This window comes from Actinomadura violacea (genome assembly GCF_017573465.1).
Classification (GTDB): domain Bacteria; phylum Actinomycetota; class Actinomycetes; order Streptosporangiales; family Streptosporangiaceae; genus Spirillospora; species Spirillospora violacea.
In genome coordinates this window covers 140,826-156,181 of record NZ_JAGEPF010000001.1, presented here as the reverse complement: position 1 = coordinate 156,181, position 15,356 = coordinate 140,826, and the positions used below count along the sequence as shown (strand labels likewise).

At 70.8% G+C, this 15,356-nt stretch carries 17 protein-coding genes; 8 read left to right on the top strand and 9 right to left on the bottom strand.

Going from position 1 to position 15,356, the window contains the following annotated elements; all coding sequences use genetic code 11:
- Window positions 1-187 precede the first annotated feature (187 nt).
- On the bottom strand, window positions 188-1,117 hold the full coding sequence (locus J4709_RS00795) for a DUF8083 family protein (RefSeq protein WP_208235718.1): 930 nt from the start codon (window positions 1,115-1,117) through the stop codon (window positions 188-190).
- Window positions 1,118-1,213: 96 nt separating this feature from the next.
- On the opposite strand from J4709_RS00795, the gene J4709_RS00790 reads away from it, so the two are divergent.
- Both J4709_RS00790 and J4709_RS00785 read left to right on the top strand, forming a co-directional pair.
- Window positions 1,214-2,296, top strand: a complete 1,083-nt coding sequence (locus tag J4709_RS00790; RefSeq protein WP_173097129.1) for a Leu/Phe/Val dehydrogenase — start codon at window positions 1,214-1,216, stop codon at window positions 2,294-2,296.
- A gap of 351 nt (window positions 2,297-2,647) precedes the next feature.
- Window positions 2,648-2,854 carry a DUF3073 domain-containing protein gene (locus tag J4709_RS00785; protein ID WP_173101388.1) on the top strand — a complete coding sequence of 69 codons (207 nt, stop codon included), beginning with the start codon at window positions 2,648-2,650 and terminating at the stop codon, window positions 2,852-2,854.
- A 195-nt stretch (window positions 2,855-3,049) separates the two neighbouring features.
- Here J4709_RS00785 and purM read toward each other — a convergent pair whose 3' ends face one another.
- Entirely contained in the window at window positions 3,050-4,075 is a 1,026-nt protein-coding gene (gene purM / locus J4709_RS00780) for a phosphoribosylformylglycinamidine cyclo-ligase (protein WP_208235717.1), read from the bottom strand.
- Window positions 4,072-5,523 carry an amidophosphoribosyltransferase gene (gene purF / locus J4709_RS00775; protein ID WP_208235715.1) on the bottom strand — a complete coding sequence of 484 codons (1,452 nt, stop codon included), beginning with the start codon at window positions 5,521-5,523 and terminating at the stop codon, window positions 4,072-4,074. The genes purM and purF overlap by 4 nt, the downstream gene beginning before the upstream one ends.
- A 127-nt stretch (window positions 5,524-5,650) precedes the next feature.
- Between purF and J4709_RS00770 the strand changes: the two genes are divergently transcribed.
- Complete coding sequence (locus J4709_RS00770) at window positions 5,651-6,022, top strand: DUF4190 domain-containing protein (protein WP_208235713.1); 372 nt, start codon at window positions 5,651-5,653, stop codon at window positions 6,020-6,022.
- Window positions 6,023-6,041: 19 nt separating this feature from the next.
- Here J4709_RS00770 and J4709_RS00765 read toward each other — a convergent pair whose 3' ends face one another.
- A complete protein-coding gene (locus tag J4709_RS00765) occupies window positions 6,042-6,680 on the bottom strand; it encodes a LamG domain-containing protein (RefSeq protein WP_208235712.1) in 639 nt (212 codons plus the stop codon).
- Window positions 6,681-6,817: 137 nt separating this feature from the next.
- Entirely contained in the window at window positions 6,818-7,294 is a 477-nt protein-coding gene (locus tag J4709_RS00760; RefSeq protein WP_208235709.1) for a sterol carrier family protein, read from the bottom strand.
- Window positions 7,295-7,497: 203 nt separating this feature from the next.
- Here J4709_RS00760 and J4709_RS00755 point away from each other — a divergent pair, with 203 nt between their 5' ends.
- The 3 genes from J4709_RS00755 (at window position 7,498) to J4709_RS00745 (ending at window position 12,057) form a co-directional block, all read left to right on the top strand.
- Window positions 7,498-9,534, top strand: a complete 2,037-nt coding sequence (locus tag J4709_RS00755; protein ID WP_208235708.1) for a serine/threonine-protein kinase — start codon at window positions 7,498-7,500, stop codon at window positions 9,532-9,534.
- Between the two features lie 234 nt (window positions 9,535-9,768).
- Window positions 9,769-10,932, top strand: coding sequence for a S8 family peptidase (locus J4709_RS00750; RefSeq protein ID WP_208235707.1), 1,164 nt, complete (start codon window positions 9,769-9,771; stop codon window positions 10,930-10,932).
- 165 nt (window positions 10,933-11,097) lie between these two features.
- Window positions 11,098-12,057: a coiled-coil domain-containing protein gene (locus J4709_RS00745; protein WP_173097137.1), complete on the top strand. Its 960-nt coding sequence runs from the start codon at window positions 11,098-11,100 to the stop codon at window positions 12,055-12,057.
- A 67-nt stretch (window positions 12,058-12,124) separates the two neighbouring features.
- Here J4709_RS00745 and J4709_RS00740 read toward each other — a convergent pair whose 3' ends face one another.
- The gene (locus J4709_RS00740) at window positions 12,125-12,415 is read right to left on the bottom strand and encodes a hypothetical protein (RefSeq protein WP_208235706.1); all 291 of its coding nucleotides are present in this window, start codon (window positions 12,413-12,415) and stop codon (window positions 12,125-12,127) included.
- A 226-nt stretch (window positions 12,416-12,641) separates the two neighbouring features.
- On the opposite strand from J4709_RS00740, the gene J4709_RS00735 reads away from it, so the two are divergent.
- Window positions 12,642-13,091 carry a nuclear transport factor 2 family protein gene (locus tag J4709_RS00735; protein ID WP_208235705.1) on the top strand — a complete coding sequence of 150 codons (450 nt, stop codon included), beginning with the start codon at window positions 12,642-12,644 and terminating at the stop codon, window positions 13,089-13,091.
- 86 nt (window positions 13,092-13,177) lie between these two features.
- Here the strand turns inward: J4709_RS00735 and J4709_RS00730 are convergent, their stop codons facing one another.
- The gene (locus tag J4709_RS00730; protein ID WP_208235704.1) at window positions 13,178-13,528 is read right to left on the bottom strand and encodes a hypothetical protein; all 351 of its coding nucleotides are present in this window, start codon (window positions 13,526-13,528) and stop codon (window positions 13,178-13,180) included.
- Window positions 13,529-13,679: 151 nt separating this feature from the next.
- On the opposite strand from J4709_RS00730, the gene J4709_RS00725 reads away from it, so the two are divergent.
- Window positions 13,680-14,297, top strand: coding sequence for a hypothetical protein (locus tag J4709_RS00725; protein WP_208235703.1), 618 nt, complete (start codon window positions 13,680-13,682; stop codon window positions 14,295-14,297).
- A gap of 30 nt (window positions 14,298-14,327) precedes the next feature.
- On the opposite strand, the gene J4709_RS00720 is transcribed toward J4709_RS00725, so the two are convergent.
- Together J4709_RS00720 and J4709_RS00715 are read right to left on the bottom strand one after the other, a co-directional pair.
- The gene (locus J4709_RS00720) at window positions 14,328-14,822 is read right to left on the bottom strand and encodes a GNAT family N-acetyltransferase (RefSeq protein WP_307800832.1); all 495 of its coding nucleotides are present in this window, start codon (window positions 14,820-14,822) and stop codon (window positions 14,328-14,330) included.
- 9 nt (window positions 14,823-14,831) lie between these two features.
- Window positions 14,832-15,317, bottom strand: coding sequence for a GNAT family N-acetyltransferase (locus J4709_RS00715; RefSeq protein ID WP_208235702.1), 486 nt, complete (start codon window positions 15,315-15,317; stop codon window positions 14,832-14,834).
- Window positions 15,318-15,356: the final 39 nt, after the last annotated feature.

Sequence of the window (15,356 nt, the reverse complement as noted above, 5' to 3'; positions counted from 1 at the left end):
AGCCACTATGACATCACAACGTGTAACCTTGCCACCACTCAGCGCAACAAGCAAGTTCCTGGCGGTAGTTGCGTGCAAACATCCCCGCCGGGGCCGGGAGCTGCGCGTGTCCGATGATGACTGGGTCACGCTGCGTGATTCTAGCGACACGTATAGTCGTATCGCGCGCGGATTCGGGAAATTTGTTTTAGTTCGCCGATTCGAGGGCCCGCACGGGCCTCCAGCGCGCGAGGAGACGCTTGTACATCGCCACGGTCAGCTCGGCCTCACCGCGCTCCATGCCGGTGAGCGCGACGGCCATCTCCGCGACGGACTCGTCCGACTCCAGCGCCCGGTCGTCCAGCAGATGGACGAGGCCGCCGTAGTCCAGCTCCACCAGCGCCCGCGGGTGGAACTCCCCGAGCCACCGGCCGAGCGTGTCCAGCCGGCCCGCCGACAGCAGGAAGACCTCCCCCGACCCGTCGCCGAGGTGCTCGCGCACCACCGGGAGGGCGGCGGCGACCCGGCGGCGCGCCTCCCCCATCGAGGTGACGTAGATGAGGGTACGCGCTGGAGCCGCCGTCGCAGGGCCATGACCTGCATGTTCCTGCGACGCGTCGTCCGGGGCGCCCTCCGGGGCGCCGTAGCCGGTGCCCGGCGCGCCCAGCATCAGGCACCGCTCCCGGCGGGCGAACGGCACGAACCAGTCCAGCGGGACGTGCCACGTGCTGGTCAGTATGTGCGGCCGCAGCGGGCGGCCCGCCTGCTTCCACCGCTCGAAGTCGCGGGCGACGCGCTCGGCCAGCGGCGGCGGGACGAACGCGGCGGCGAGCGCGGCGGCGTGCTCGCCGCGGAACCGCTCGAACGCCAGCCAGGACCGCAGCCGGGTCTCCCACGGGCAGACGTAGATCGCGTCGTCGACCCGCCGGACGTAGGCGTCCCGGCTCTCCCGGTCCGGCGCGACCTCGGGCGGCGCGCCGACGACGCGCCGCGCCGCGCCGCGGTGCTCGGCGCCGAGCGCGTGGATCCGCCGGGGCCGCCGCCTGGAGTCGGCGTAGGCCGTCCACAGGGTCCGCGCGGGCTCCGGGAAGGCGGTCACCGGTTCATATACCCGTAGGTACGCCGCGTACGGAAACACCACCGCATCGTGACATGAGACCGGACGAACGCTGCCGCGAACACGCCATACCGGAGCCCCTTAGTCTGATCTGCAGACAGAGAGGAGGGCACTACCGTGCCTAATGTCTTCGGGTCGCCCCACAAGGGCACAGAGCCCCGACACGAGCAGGTCGTCTTCTGCCAGGACGAGGCCAGCGGCCTGCGCGCGATCATCGCGATCTACTCCACCGCGCTCGGCCCCTCGCTGGGCGGCACCCGCTTCTACCCGTACGGGACGGAGGAGGAGGCGCTCGCGGACGTGCTGAACCTGTCCCGCGGCATGGCGTACAAGAACGCCCTGGCGGGCCTGGACCTCGGCGGCGGCAAGGCCGTCATCATCGGTGACCCCGTCCAGGACAAGTCCGAGGCGCTACTGCGCGCGTACGGGCGGTTCGTCCAGTCGCTGAACGGCCGCTACTACACGGCGTGCGACGTCGGTACGTACAGCGAGGACATGGACGTGGTGGCGCGGGAGTGCCAGTTCGTCACGGGGCGTACGGTCGCGCACGGCGGCGCGGGCGACTCGTCCATCCTGACCGCATACGGCGTGTTCCAAGGCATGCGCGCCGCAGCGGAGACGGTGTGGGGCTCGCCCACCCTGCGCGGCAAGAGGGTCGGCGTGGAGGGCGTCGGCAAGGTCGGCCACAGGCTGGTGGAGCACCTGCGCGAGGACGGTGCGGACGTGGTCATCTGCGACGTCAGCGAGGCGGCGGTAGAGCGCGTGCAGGCGCTGCACCCCGAGGTCGACGTGGTCGCGGACAAGGACGAGATGGTCCGCACGGAGCTGGACGTGTACGCACCGTGTGCGCTCGGCGGCTCCCTCAACGACGAGACCGTGCCGGTGCTGACCGCGAAGGTGGTGTGCGGGGCGGCCAACAACCAGCTCGCGCACGCCGGCATCGAGAAGCGGCTCGCCGACCGCGGCGTCCTGTACGCGCCCGACTACGTGGTGAACTCGGGCGGCGTGATCCAGGTCGCGGACGAGATCGGCGGCTTCGAGTTCGACCGGGCGAAGGCCCGCGCGACGGGGATCTACGACACGACCCGGAAGATCTTCGCGCTGGCCGCCGACGAGGGCGTCCCGCCGGCGGTGGCGGCCGACCGGCTCGCCGAGCGGCGGATGTCCGAGATCGGGCGCCTGCGCGGCATCCTGCTCTGACGCCGCCGGGCATCTGACGCCATCGGGGATCTGACGCATCCCCCCGGACCGCCGCGATCACGGTGTGACCCGCTGCGCGGCGGTCCGTTGGCGTTCGCGCCGATGGCGACCGTTTCGTCCGCGTGTCGCAGGGCCCCCTGCGGGCGCCCTGGAGGGCGGCCCTGACCACCGGATACACTGGAGTCCTCCGCAACAAGAGCGCCGCCACGTACCGTCGATGTACCGAGCCGGGCGCAAAACGGGTACGGTTGTATCCGTGACTGACGCATGGCTCATCAGGCACCGGTTCGTGTGGTACACGCGCGCGTTGATGGGCCCACGAAAGCCCTGACCATCGAGGGGGTCGAGCCAATGGGTCGCGGCCGAGCCAAGGCCAAGCAGGTAAAGGTTGCCCGCCAGCTCAAGTACAACAGCGGCGGTACAGACCTCGACCGCCTGAAGCACGAACTCGGGGTCAACGACTCCGGTGACGACTCCTACGATGAGCTCGCCGAGAAGTACGCCGACTACGCCGACGACTACGGGACCGAGGAGCGCAAGGACGGCACCTCCGGTTGACCGGTTGAACAACACGCCACCGCCCGCTCGCGCGGGCGGTGGCGTTCGTTCACCGTCGGTCGTCCCGCGGCGCTGAGCGCCGCGAGGAGTCGCGTTCTACGCATCGGGCGCATCAGCGGACCCATGGGGCCCGCCGGCGTCCCAGCGTCGCGCTCAGCGCCCCGCCCGGGCGCTCCGGGCGGGGGCCGAGAACGGTCAGCTGAGGACGGCCTGGCCGGTGCCCTCGGTGATCTCACCGAGGACCCATGACGGCACGCCGCGCGAGCCGAGCAGCCGCAGCGCCTCGTCGGCGGCGTCCGGCGCGACGATGGCGGCCATGCCGACGCCCAGGTTGAACGTCTTGTCCATCTCCGCCTGAGGCACGTCGCCGTGCCCCTGCAGGACGCGGAACAGCGCGGGCACCTCCCACGACGACCGGCTCAGCACGGCGTCCGCCGACGGCGGCAGGGACCGCGCCAGGTTCGCCGCGAGCCCGCCGCCGGTGATGTGGGCGAACGCACGCACCCCGCCGGCCCGGGTGAGGGCCAGGCAGTCCTGCGCGTAGATGCGGGTCGGTGTGAGGAGTTCCTCACCGAGCGGGCGGCCCAGCTCCGACGGCTCCGACTCCAGCGCGAGGTCGGTCGTGGCCAGGATGTGGCGGACGAGCGAGTACCCGTTGGAGTGGATGCCGGACGACGCCATGGCGATGACCACGTCCCCGGGGCGGACCCGGTCCGGGCCCAGCAGCTCGCCGGCCTCCACCACGCCCGTCCCGGCGCCGGCGATGTCGAACTCGTCCGCCTCCAGCAGGCCGGGGTGCTCGGCGGTCTCGCCGCCGACCAGGGCGCAGCCCGCGATGGCGCAGCCGTCCGCGATACCGCCGACGATGTCGGCGATGCGCTCCGGGACGACCTTGCCGCAGGCGATGTAGTCCGTCATGAACAGCGGTTCGGCGCCGCATACGGCGAGGTCGTCGATGACCATGCCGACGAGGTCGTGCCCCACCGTGTCGTAGATGCCGAGGCGCCGCGCCAGGTCGACCTTGGTGCCGACGCCGTCCGTGGACGTCGCCAGCAGGGGCCGCTTGTAGCGAAGGAACGCGGACGCGTCGAAGAGGCCCGCGAAGCCGCTGGCGTCGTCCACCACCTCGGGACGCCGCGCGCGCGCCACGCGCGACTTCATCAGCTCCACGGCGCGCTCGCCCGCGGCGATGTCGACACCGGCGGCCTCGTACGAGGTCATCGGGTGACCTCCAGCAGGTGCTTGCCGCGGGCGGCGTCCTCCACCGGAATGGGGTAGACGCCGTCGAAGCACGCCCGGCACAGGTTGTCCTTGGGGATGCGCGAGGCGGAGATCAGCTCGTCCAGCGAGATGTAGCCGAGGCTGTCGGCGCCGATGGAGTCGCGGATCTCCTCCACCGACAGGTGCCCCGCGATCAGCTCGGCCCGGGTGGCGAAGTCGATGCCGTAGAAGCAGGGCCACGACACCGGCGGGCTGGAGATGCGCACGTGCACCTCCTTGGCGCCGGCGTCCCGCAGCATCCCGACGATCGCCCGCTGGGTGTTGCCGCGGACGATCGAGTCGTCCACCACCACCAGGCGCTTGCCCTCGATCGCCTCGCGCAGCGGGTTCAGCTTCAGCCGGATGCCGAGCTGGCGGATCGTCTGCGACGGCTGGATGAACGTCCGGCCGACGTAGGAGTTCTTCACCAGGCCCTGGCCGTAGGGGATGCCGGACGCCTCGGCGTAGCCGATCGCGGCCGGGGTGCCCGACTCCGGCGTCGGGATCACCAGGTCGGCCTCGACGGGGTGCTCGCGGGCCAGCCGGCGGCCGACCTCGACCCGCGTCGCCTGGACGCTGCGCCCGGCGATGGTGGTGTCCGGCCTGGCCAGGTACACGTACTCGAACAGGCAGCCCTTGGGCCGCTGCTCGGCGAACCGCTCGGAGCGGACCCCGCCGCCGTCGATCGCGATCAGCTCGCCGGGCTCGATCTCCCGGACGAACCGGGCGCCGACGATGTCGAGACCGGCGGTCTCGGACGCGACCACCCAGCCGCCGTCCTCGAGCGAGCCCAGCACCAGCGGCCGGATCCCCTCGGGGTCGCGCGCCGCGTACAGCACGCCCTCGTCCATGAAGACCAGGGAGTACGCGCCGCGCGTCACCGGCAGGATCTCCCGCGCCGCGGCCAGCGGGCCGCCCTCGCGGGTGGCCAGCAGCGCGGTCAGGACCTCGGTGTCGGTGGTGGCGGTCAGCACGCCCGGCTCCAGCCGCGCGGCCAGGTCGGGGGTGTTGATCAGGTTGCCGTTGTGCACCAGCGCCAGCCCGCCCGCCTCGGTCGAGCGGAACGTGGGCTGCGCGTTCTCCCACGTCGGCGAGCCGGTCGTGGAGTAGCGGCAGTGGCCCACGGCGATGTGGCCGCGCAGCGTGTTCAGCACCGACTCGTCGAAGACCTGGGCGACCAGGCCCATGTCCTTGTAGACGACGATCCGGGAGCCATCGCTTACCGCGATGCCCGCCGACTCCTGCCCGCGGTGCTGGAGCGCGTACAGGCCGTAGTAGGTGAGCTTGCTCACTTCCGCCCTCGGCGCCTGGTCCGCGGGGACCCAGACGCCGAAGACACCGCAGGCGTCCTGCGGGGGGCGGTCGGAGGGATCGATGTCGTGGCTCAGACGTCCGTCACGGAGAGGCACGCCCGCCAGTCTAGATGCCCCCTTCACCTGCTCGGATCGGTGGATCTCCTTAAGCGACCTTTACTCCCCGCGAGCACGGCTTTCAGCGTCCGCGCGCAAATCTGGTGGCCGACACGTGGAGGAACCTATGACGCTGCCTGGGTACCAGACCTATTCGCCTCCGGCTCCGCCCCGGCGGAGCGGGCTGGCACGGGCCTCCTTGGTGCTCGGGATCGTCGGGCTCCTAGGGCTGGCGCTGTGCCTTCTGGGGCTGATCCCGGCGATCGTGGGGCTCGTCCTCGGGACGATCGCTCTCGTCCGGGGCCAGTCCGAGCGGTGGCCGGCGGTGGCGGGCGTCGTGTGCTGCGCCATAGCCGTCGTGGTGGGCGTCGTGGCGCTGGTCTGGCTGCTGAGCAAGGCGGCGATGTGCGGGGACACGTCCCGCTACCCGAACGATGAGGCGCGGCAGGGATGCGTGGAGCAGGAGTTCCCGTTCGTCCGCGACACGTCGAACCCCTGACGTTCCGCTTGGCTCGCCCCTAGCCGTGCTCTTGGACGGCCAAGGCGCCGACGGCTTCGGCGCTCAGCGGGGACGCGTACACCCGGAAGTCGTCCATCAGGCCACCGAAACCTGGCTTGGTGGGTTCGCTGCCCAGGTAGATCGGCCCGGCGGGCGTCACGACGGCGTGCTCTAGGGACATGCCCGTGTCGAGACGGCCGTTGATGTAGAGGAACATGCCTTCGTGGTCCACGACGAAGGCGACGTGGGCCCACTCCCCCGGAGTCAGCCTTGCGTGGCTGTCGATGTACTCAGGGCCCTTGACCGTGAACAACTGCACTCGCAGGCGCATGGCGTCCGGATAGAGCCACATGCCGAGCGCGCGCGCATCACTCTCCGCGACCGGCTTGTAAAGCAGGCTGCGCCACTCGCCGGTGGGCTCCTCCACCACCTGGACGAAGAACGCCACGCTGAACCCGAACACCTGGCTCAGCACCAGCTGCGGCATCGCGGGGATCAGCGCCCGGCCGAGCCCGTCCAGGCTCAGCGCCTCCCCGTGCCGCCCCGGGACGATCTGCGCGGACGCGTTCAGCTCCGCGACCGGGCCGCCCCCGGCGGCGTCCGCCACCCGGCGGCCGTCGACGGTCGCGACGTCGAACGTCCAGTGCGCTACGAGCACGGGTCCACCTCCTGCACGGCGTCTCGCCCATGCGGTGCCCCGATGGTCGGCACCCACGCTCGCAGTGCCCGGCGCTCCGGGCAAGACCCGAATTGGACTTCGCACCCAATATCCCAGGTCGGCCCCGAGAAACCGGATCAATCCAGCGGCAAGGGGACGTACTCCGACAGGTCCGCGCGCGACCCGCTGGCCCGGACCCGGTGGCCGGCTATGGCGTCCGCCCAGCTCAGCCGTCCCGTCGCCAGCCCGATCCAGGTCCCGGCGTCCATCTCGACCACATTCGGCGGGGTTCCCCGGGTATGGTGCGGGCCGGCGATGCACTGCACGGCGGCGTGCGGAGGGACGCGCACCTCCACCGACCGGCCCGGCGCCAGCTCGGCGAGCCGGTCGAGCAGGAACCGGACGGCGCCCCGGACGACCGGCCGGGGCAGCTCCGCGCCCGCCTGCGTGCCCGCCTGCGTGCCCGCGTCCCCGCCCGCGTCCGCTGCCGCCAGCACGGTCTGCAGGGCGGCGCGGCGCAGCGGCACGGGCTCGTCCGGGCCCGCGTAAGGCGGCAGGCCCAGGGCGGCGCGCTGCTCGTTCAGCACGGCGGCGGAGAGCGGTGTTCGCGGCATCGCCCCGACGCTACCGGGTCGCCGCCGGCAGGCGGGGAGGGGAGGCCGCCGGGCACCGGTCCGGCGAGGGTGCTCGGCCGCCGATGGCACCCACGACTCCGCGCGCACGGTAAAAATGGACCCCGGTGGCAGGCACGCATGGGGGAGTGAAGGGAAACGGGGAGGCCGGGGACGCGGCCCCGGAGGACACGGAGGTTCGTCAGATGCCCGAGGCGCTGCCCCTGCAGCCCGGTGACCCGCGACGGCTCGGCTCGTACGAGGTCACGGGCCGGCTGGGCGTCGGCGAGCAGGGCGCCGTCTTCCTCGGCAGGGACCCGGCCGGCGGCCATGTCGCGGTGAAGCTGCTGCACGTCCGGCTGAGCGGCGAGCCCGTGGCCCGGTCCCGGTTCGCCAACGCCTTCGCGTCCGCCCAGAAGGTCTCCGGCTTCTGCACCGCGGCGATCCTCAGCGCCGACGTGGAGGGCGACCGCCCGTACGTGGTGAGCGAATGGGTCGACGGCCCTTCCCTGCAGCAGCTCGTGGACGAGGAAGGCAAACGCGGCGGCGCCGTAGTGGAACGCGTGGCGGTCGGTACGGCGGTCGCGCTCGCGGCCGTCCACCGGGCCGGCGCCGTCCACCACGGGCTGAAGCCGGGGAACGTCCTGCTCGGCAGGAACGGACCCCGGATGGCCGACTTCGGCATAGCGCGCGCGCTGGAGGCCGTTAACGCCGCGCCCACCGGACGTATCACCGAAGACCCCGCCTACAAGGCGCCCGAGCAGCTCAGCGGCAGCGGCATAGGCCCGGCCGCCGACGTCTTCGCCTGGGCCGCCACCATGCTGTTCGCGGTGACCGGCAAGGCGCCCTTCGGGGAGGGCTCCCCGTCCGAGGTGATGCAGCGCATCATCTACGAGGACCCGGACCTGTCCGAGGTGCCGCCGTCCTTGCAGGGGATCATGCGGGACGCGTTCGCCAAGGACCCCGCCGCACGTCCGACCGCTAAGCGGCTCCTCGAACGGCTCCTTGACGAGAGCAGCGGACTCGCTGGGCGCATGCCCCCGTCCATGGTGGAAGAGGGCCGTGCGCTCGCCGGAAGCGCCGCGCCTTCCGCGCAGCCGCCCCCGCCACCACCTGCGCCCTCTGCAGCCCAGCCCGCCGGCCCTGTAGGGCCGCCCCCGCCACAAGGGCCGCCTCCCGGTGCCGGGCCCGCGCCCATGCCACCGCAGGCGCCTCCACGCTCGCCCATGGGCGCTCCTATGGGCCCGCCGCCCCCTCCTATGGGCCCACCGTCAGGCCCGCCGCCGCAGCAGCCGTTCATACCTCCGCCTCCCGGCAGCGGACCTCAGATGCAGGGTCCCCCCATGGCGGCCCGGCACGGGTTCACTCCGCCGCCGTCGCGGCCCTTCAGGAAGCTCTCGAACCTCCTGGCGTCCTCGCCTCTGGCGAAGGCCAAGCCCGCCGCGTCGGGAGGTCCCGGTGGAGGCGCCGCTCCGGCGCCGTCCGCGCCCGAGCCCGAACTCGACCCGTCGGCGTTCGAGGCGACCACCACGTTCAACATCGGCGCTCCGGCGGCGGACGCGACGGCGACGATGAGCGCCGTGCCCCCGCCCGCCGACCCGTCCGACCCCGCCCCGACCACCGCGTTCGACCCGGTCGAGATGCCGGACGCCCCGGACGAGACGACGGCGTCGCACCTGATCCCCGGCCTGCGCGCCGAGCAGGGCGGCGCCGGCCAGCACGGCGGCGGCCGGCGGAAGGGGTCGCCGCTGCTGTCCCTCGGCCGGATGCGCCGCCCGAGCAACCACGTCCTGGGCGTCGCGTTGTCCTTGGTCATCGGCGTGGGCGTGGGCATCGCGATCATCATGCTCGTGCTGTGGCCGCAACTGAAGGACGACGGCGACCCGCCGCCCGACCGGCCCAACACGTCCGGCAACCAGCCGGTGACCACCGTCCCCGGCCCGTTCGCGGGCACGTGGAAGGGCACGGTGGTGAACACCGCGCAGCAGGCGTCGTTCCCCATTGAGGTCACCTTCCAGACCGGTGCCACGACGGCGCGCGCGCTGTACCCGCGGGAGCACTGCAACGGGACGCTCACGCTCAAGAACGGCACGCAGAGCAACCTGACGATGGACCTCGCCATCCCGGCGCCCTGCACGTCCGGCACGGTCCAGATCAAGCGGCTGCCCGACGGGACGCTCCAGTACGCGTGGAACAAGCCCGGCACCAACCTCGCCTACTCCGGGAAGCTGTCGCGCGGCTGACCCGGGCCGCCGGGAGCCGTCGCGTGGCCGGGGCGGGCGCGCGACGGGATCGGAACCCCGCCCCCACCAGCCCTTCCGGTCGGCGGCCGACTCCGGCCGTTTCCCGACCCGTCTGACACGTCCGCTTTTGCGGTCTATGTCAGAACAGTTCCGCTAGGGTGGCCCCTCGATCGAAGCTCTCGATCTTCTGACGGGCCGCCGACAGCGCGGCCCCCCGGCAGAAGGAGACAAGCCTTGCGGGCTGTCCACCGGAGGCTGCTGTTCGCCGGCGTCGTCGCGGCGTGCGTCGGCGGCGCGGCGACCCTCCCCGTCCTCGCGGACTCCTCCCCCTCCCTCGTCAAGGTGACCGCCGCCGAAGGCACCCCCGTGCCCGGCCGCTACATCGTCACCATGAAGCGAGGCGCCTCCGCCGAGACGGCCGTCAAGACCGTCAAGGCCGCCGGCGCCCAGCGCTTCGACGGCGTCCTCAACGGATTCGCCGCCAAGCTCACCGGCGACCAGCTCAACAAGCTGCGCCGCGACGGCCGCGTCGCCGCCATCGAGCACGACCAGGTCATGAAGGCCCAGAGCACGCAGGGCTCGGCGCCCTGGGGCCTGGACCGCATCGACCAGCGCAAGCGGCCGCTGTCGAAGAGCTACCACTACAGCTCCCTGGCCAAGAACGTCACCGCCTACGTCATCGACTCCGGCCTCGACACCGGCCACTCGCAGTTCGGCGGCCGCGCCGGCATCGCCTGGGTCGCCCCCACGTTCAACGGCAACGGCGGCGACTGCAACGGCCACGGCACCCACGTCGCCGGCATCATCGGCTCGAACACCTACGGCGTCGCCAAGGGCGCCAAGCTGCGCGCCCTGCGCGTCCTCGACTGCAACGGCGAGGGCTACGTCTCCGACATCATCTCCGCGGTGAACTGGCTGCGCACCCACGCCGCCAAGCCGGCCGTCGCGAACATGTCGATCGGCGGCGCCAAGTCCACGGCGCTCAACACCGCCGTCACGAACCTGTCCAAGTCCGGCGTCTTCGTCTCCGTCGCCGCGGGCAACGACAACAAGGACGCCTGCAAGTCCTCCCCGTCCAGCGCGGGCTGGGTCATGGCCGTCGGCGCCACCACGTCCTACGACAACCGCGCCACCTGGTCCAACTGGGGCAAGTGCGTGGACATCAACGCCCCCGGCTACGACATCCGCTCGACGCTGCCCGGCAACAAGACCGGCCTGGAGAGCGGCACGTCCATGGCGTCCCCGTTCGTCGCCGGCACCGCCGCCCTCTACCTCTCGACGCACCCCACGGCCACGTTCCCCACGGTGCAGAAGTGGCTCAACGACAACTCGACCAAGAACGTCCTCGGCCGCATGAAGAGCCAGGCCAACCGGCTGCTCTACAAGAGCAGCCTGTGACCCTCCCGTAGGACGGCCCGGCTCCCCTCGGGGGGCCGGGCTTCTTGGGGGTTGAACCGCCCCACCCGCCCCAGCCGTTTAATCTTGGCGAGGACAAGGACGGCCCCCTCGCCGTCCGTTGGCGTTCGGCCGGACGCCCCCGGGTCCGGCCGGAGAGGAGCAGACGTGGAGTCCCCCACCTCCACCCTCCGGAGACGAACCCGGCGCACGGCCCTGGCCGTCCTCGCCATCGCGCTGCCGCTGGCCTGCACCGCCGCGCCCTCGTCCGCCGCCGCGCCGCGCTCGCTGCCCGCCCTGCCGTCCGACCCCGGCGACAGCGGCAAGTTCGCCAAGCTCAACGCGCAGATCAACAAGCTCGACAAGGCGTACGGCGGCGACCTCGCCAAGCTGAAGGACGCCCAGTACGCCGCGAAGAAGGCCCTGCAGAAGTCCCAGAGCCTGCAGAACAACCTCGACGAAGCCCGCTCCCTCGTCGCCCAGATGGCCGCCACCCAGTACATGACGGACGGCCAGGGCCCCACCATCTCCATGCTCGCCGCGGGCAACCCGTCCGACATGCTGAGCGGCTACTCCATCATCGAGCACCTCGCCCAGAACAAGACGGCGAAGGTCGCCCAGATCGGCAAGCTCGTCGACGAACAGGCCACCGCGCACGACCAGGCCCAGAAGAAGATCACCGAACTGCAGAAGGAGATCAAGGACCTGCTCGCGCAGAAGAAGCGCGTCGAGGCCCTGGTCAAGAAGTACAAGCCGCAGTCACCGAGCGTCGGGATGGGCGGCGTCACCCCCCGCATGGCGCACGTCAAGACGGTCATCGACCAGGAGATGGGGCCCTTCCCCACGATCGGCTGCGTCCGCAGCACCGGCGACCCGCAGGACCACGGCACCGGCCACGCCTGCGACTTCATGATCACCACCGGCGGCGTCATGGCCACCGGCGCCGCCCAGGCCCACGGCGACGCCACCGCCGCCTACGCCATCGCCCACGCGAGCGCCCTCGGCATCAAGTACATCATCTGGCGCCAGCGCATCTACGACCTCCGCAGCCCCGGCTGGCGCGCCATGGAGAACCGAGGCGGCGTAACCGCCAACCACTACGACCACGTCCACATCTCGGTCTTCTAACCGCAAACGATGACACCGTCCCCGACACCCGCGCCAAGCCCCAACGGCGCCTGTGCGCGACGGCCCCTCAGTCCTCGGGGCTATGGGCGAAGCCACCGGGCGGACGCTGATGACCGCAGGTCACCTCGGCTCCGGACCCATCAGTGACCTTGAAGTTGCAGGGGTCGCCCTCGTTGATCCAAGCCTGCACGTGATCGGTTGCCACCACCATCGATAACTCAGAATCATGACCGTCGTCGGCGGTATAGGTCACAACCAGGGTCTCCTGGGGTTTCAGCCAGAAGTCCTCACCGAGCGGTTCCACCACTAGGCACAGGAACTCATTAGTCAGGTTGCGCACAGGGAGTCGGTTCACCACACCGTCCAACCTTCCATCAGCAATCGGTGCGGCGGAGGACGACGGTGGAGTGCCGGAGGCCCAGGTTCCACGAGACCGGTTCCCAGCCTTTCGATTCCAGGCGTTCCGGATTGCCCAGGTCAGGGCCTTGATCGGGGGTGATCCGCGGATGCTCCGGTAGGGGGTGCCGGCGTTGATGTCGTAAATTCGCCAGTCCTCTCCCCCGCACCTTTCTAGAGTCTCGGCCATGTCGCAGTACAGCCGGGACATCGTCCAGAACGCCTGGAAAGCCTTCGCCACCCACGACGCGGATCAGATCTCCGCGGTCTTCACTGAGGACGCCGAGTGGCTGGCGCCCCTGGACAACGCGACCGCCGTAGCGCTGGGAGGCTCCAGCCATATGGTCGGCCGGGAGGCGATCGTGCGTTTTCTCGCCGACGACTTCCCTCGCTTCTTCGCGCACGACGTCACCGTCACCTTCCACGGGATCTATGCCGACGGCGACCACGTGATCGTGGAGGAGACCATGACGGCCACGCTCGCCAACGGCAACCACTACAGCAACGATTACTGCTTCGTCTTCGAGCTTCGAGACGGCCTGATCCACCGAGTCCGCGAGTACATGGACACGGCCCGCGGACACCGCATGGTCTCCGGCGAGGAAGCAGCAGGAAGGCCCGGGGGTGGTCAGGCCTAGAGTGCGGAACGGACGGCGCCGGTGGTGCAGGGCGGAGCCGTCCGATTGCGGGTCGGGCGCATCGGGGGGGACTGGCCGTCTGCCGCTCAGCGCCGTTGGGCGTGGTCGGGGCAGAGGGTTCTGATCCACTCCTGGCCGGTCTCGCTGCCCGGCTCGCCGCAGACCTCGCAGGTGCGACGGGACTCGTCCTGCGCGGCCGTCAGAATGGCGCGGATCCGGTCGCCGATGTCACGGGAGACACCGAGTTCGCCGGTGACGGGGTCGAAGTACACGCCCAGGTTGACGTCGAGCATGCCGTACTTCTCCTTGACCTGAGCCAGCTGGTAGTTCGGCAGTACGGCGATGAGTTCGGCGTGGGTCCGCATCAGGATGTCGCGCCACCCCGGCCCGACATGGTCCAGGTAATTGGGGATCTGCCTGTCGGCCACGTTCGTCATGGAACCGATCCTGCCCTGAGCGCACCGCCGAGCGATACCGCATTCGGCTCCAGGTGCGGTCGTTATCTGGGCGCGTAGATTCCGCGGTCCGCCGCGTGGGGCGAAAGTTGTAGGTTGAAGATCTGCGCTGGTACCGGATGGAGGCGTCCACGTGCTCAAAAGCCCGGTGATGGCCGGTGGTCGCTTTCGCGAGTACGGGGTGGTGGGCGGAGCCTGGGTGGCCGTGACGGCCCTTTTCGTCCTGACCGTGGCAACCTGGCCGACGGACAGCACGGACTCCGACAAGCCGCCCTTTCAGGCGAGCAGCCTGGGGTGGGGCCTGGAGACGCTGGCCGTGGTCGTTGTCATCGGACTGATGACGGCCGTGGCGGTCATGGACATGCGCGCTGCTCGGCGCGGTGGCTTGTCCCGGCCGATTCGGAGCCTCGAAGTGGCATTGGCCGCGTGCGCATGGTTCCTCGGCGGCCTGTTCTGCCTTCTCACCTTCTTCTACACCCAGGCGGACGTCTGCGGAGGGGGCGGGGTCTGGGTGTTCGGATGTCACAACCGGCCGGGGCCGCTACTCAATACGCTCGGCCTGATATTCGCCGCATCGGCGACTCCGGCGCTGGCGGTCCTGACCATGCCGGCCAACCGGACACGGCTCTCGCGGTGGCTCTCACCGGTTCTGATCCTTGGCCTGTACTTGCTGGCGCTCCGGATGTGGGTCCCTCACGTGGGCTTGGGAATCCCCTCCCGCGAGGAAATGATGATGGGCGTACCGGGATAGTAGTAGACGCCCAGTGAGGAGCCCTGGAGGTCAGGGACGGGTGCCGGGTTCGGTTTTGAAGGTGCGGAAGCCGCGGCGGTAGTAGTTGGGGAGGGCGTTGGGGTGGTCGAGTGAGGACGTGTGGAGCCAGACGCGGGTGGCCGTGGGGGACAGTTCCCAGGCTCGTCGGACCGCGAGGGTGAGCGCGTGGGCGCCGAGGCCCTTGCCGACGAAGTCGGGGAGGAGGCCGAAGGTCTCGATCTCCACTTCGTGGTCGTGGGGGTCGCAGGCGACGATGCCTGCCGGTTCTGATTCGTAGGTGAGCAGGGCGAAGGCGCGGCGGGGGTTCGCGGCGAGCCAGGCTCGCCATTCGTCGGGGGTGCGGCGGGAGCTTTTCCAGCCGTGCGGGGCGCCGACGCGGGACATGACGTCGGGGATGAGGGGCGAAGTGCGGTCGAGGGGTTCCAGGAGCAGGCCCTGGACGGGCGCGGCGGGGTTCAACTGGGCCCGGTCGGTCATTTCCACGTAGGTCACGGTTTCCTGCACCCGCTCAGGTTACGGCCATCGGATCCGGTAGCGGAGTTCGTCGACGGCGGTGCCGCGGATCGTGCGGTGGCGCGTTTCGCCGGTGAAGGTCCAGCCGGCGGTTTCGTAGAAGGCGCAGGCGCGCTGGTTGCCTTGGAGGACCCAGAGGACGGCGCTTTTCAGGCCGGCGGCCTTGAGGGTGTGGACGGCCCGGCTGTGGAGGGCGGTGCCCGTTCCTTGCCGCCAGTGCGTCTCGGCGATGTGGAGGGCTTTCAGTTCGCCTGAGAACGCTATTTCGGCGAAGCCGGTCAACGCGGTGCCGGATTCGGCGACGAAGGTGGCGCGGGACGGGTCGCGGAGGCTTTCCAGCCAGCGGTGCTCGCGTTGGGCGGGATCGAGGCCAGAAAGGAAGTCGTCGGGGAGCAGGCCGCGGTAGGCGGCGCGGTAGGACGCCAGGTGCAGATGGGCGATCGCGGGGGCGTCGGTCTCGGTGGCGGTTCGGATCGCAGGGGGCATGCGTCCATTAGAGAGGGCGCCCCCGGAGAACGGGGACGC

Bases quoted from the DNA above. Each gene is read 5' to 3' on its own strand.
- J4709_RS00735 (WP_208235705.1), top strand. From the start codon at position 12,642: ATGTCGCAGTACAGCCGGGACATCGTCCAGAACGCCTGGAAAGCCTTC.
- J4709_RS00770 (WP_208235713.1), top strand. From the start codon at position 5,651: ATGACGCTGCCTGGGTACCAGACCTATTCGCCTCCGGCTCCGCCCCGG.
- purM (WP_208235717.1), bottom strand. From the start codon at position 4,075: ATGACCTCGTACGAGGCCGCCGGTGTCGACATCGCCGCGGGCGAGCGC.
- J4709_RS00730 (WP_208235704.1), bottom strand. From the start codon at position 13,528: ATGACGAACGTGGCCGACAGGCAGATCCCCAATTACCTGGACCATGTC.
- J4709_RS00760 (WP_208235709.1), bottom strand. From the start codon at position 7,294: ATGCCGCGAACACCGCTCTCCGCCGCCGTGCTGAACGAGCAGCGCGCC.
- J4709_RS00715 (WP_208235702.1), bottom strand. From the start codon at position 15,317: ATGCCCCCTGCGATCCGAACCGCCACCGAGACCGACGCCCCCGCGATC.
- J4709_RS00785 (WP_173101388.1), top strand. From the start codon at position 2,648: ATGGGTCGCGGCCGAGCCAAGGCCAAGCAGGTAAAGGTTGCCCGCCAG.
- J4709_RS00755 (WP_208235708.1), top strand. From the start codon at position 7,498: ATGCCCGAGGCGCTGCCCCTGCAGCCCGGTGACCCGCGACGGCTCGGC.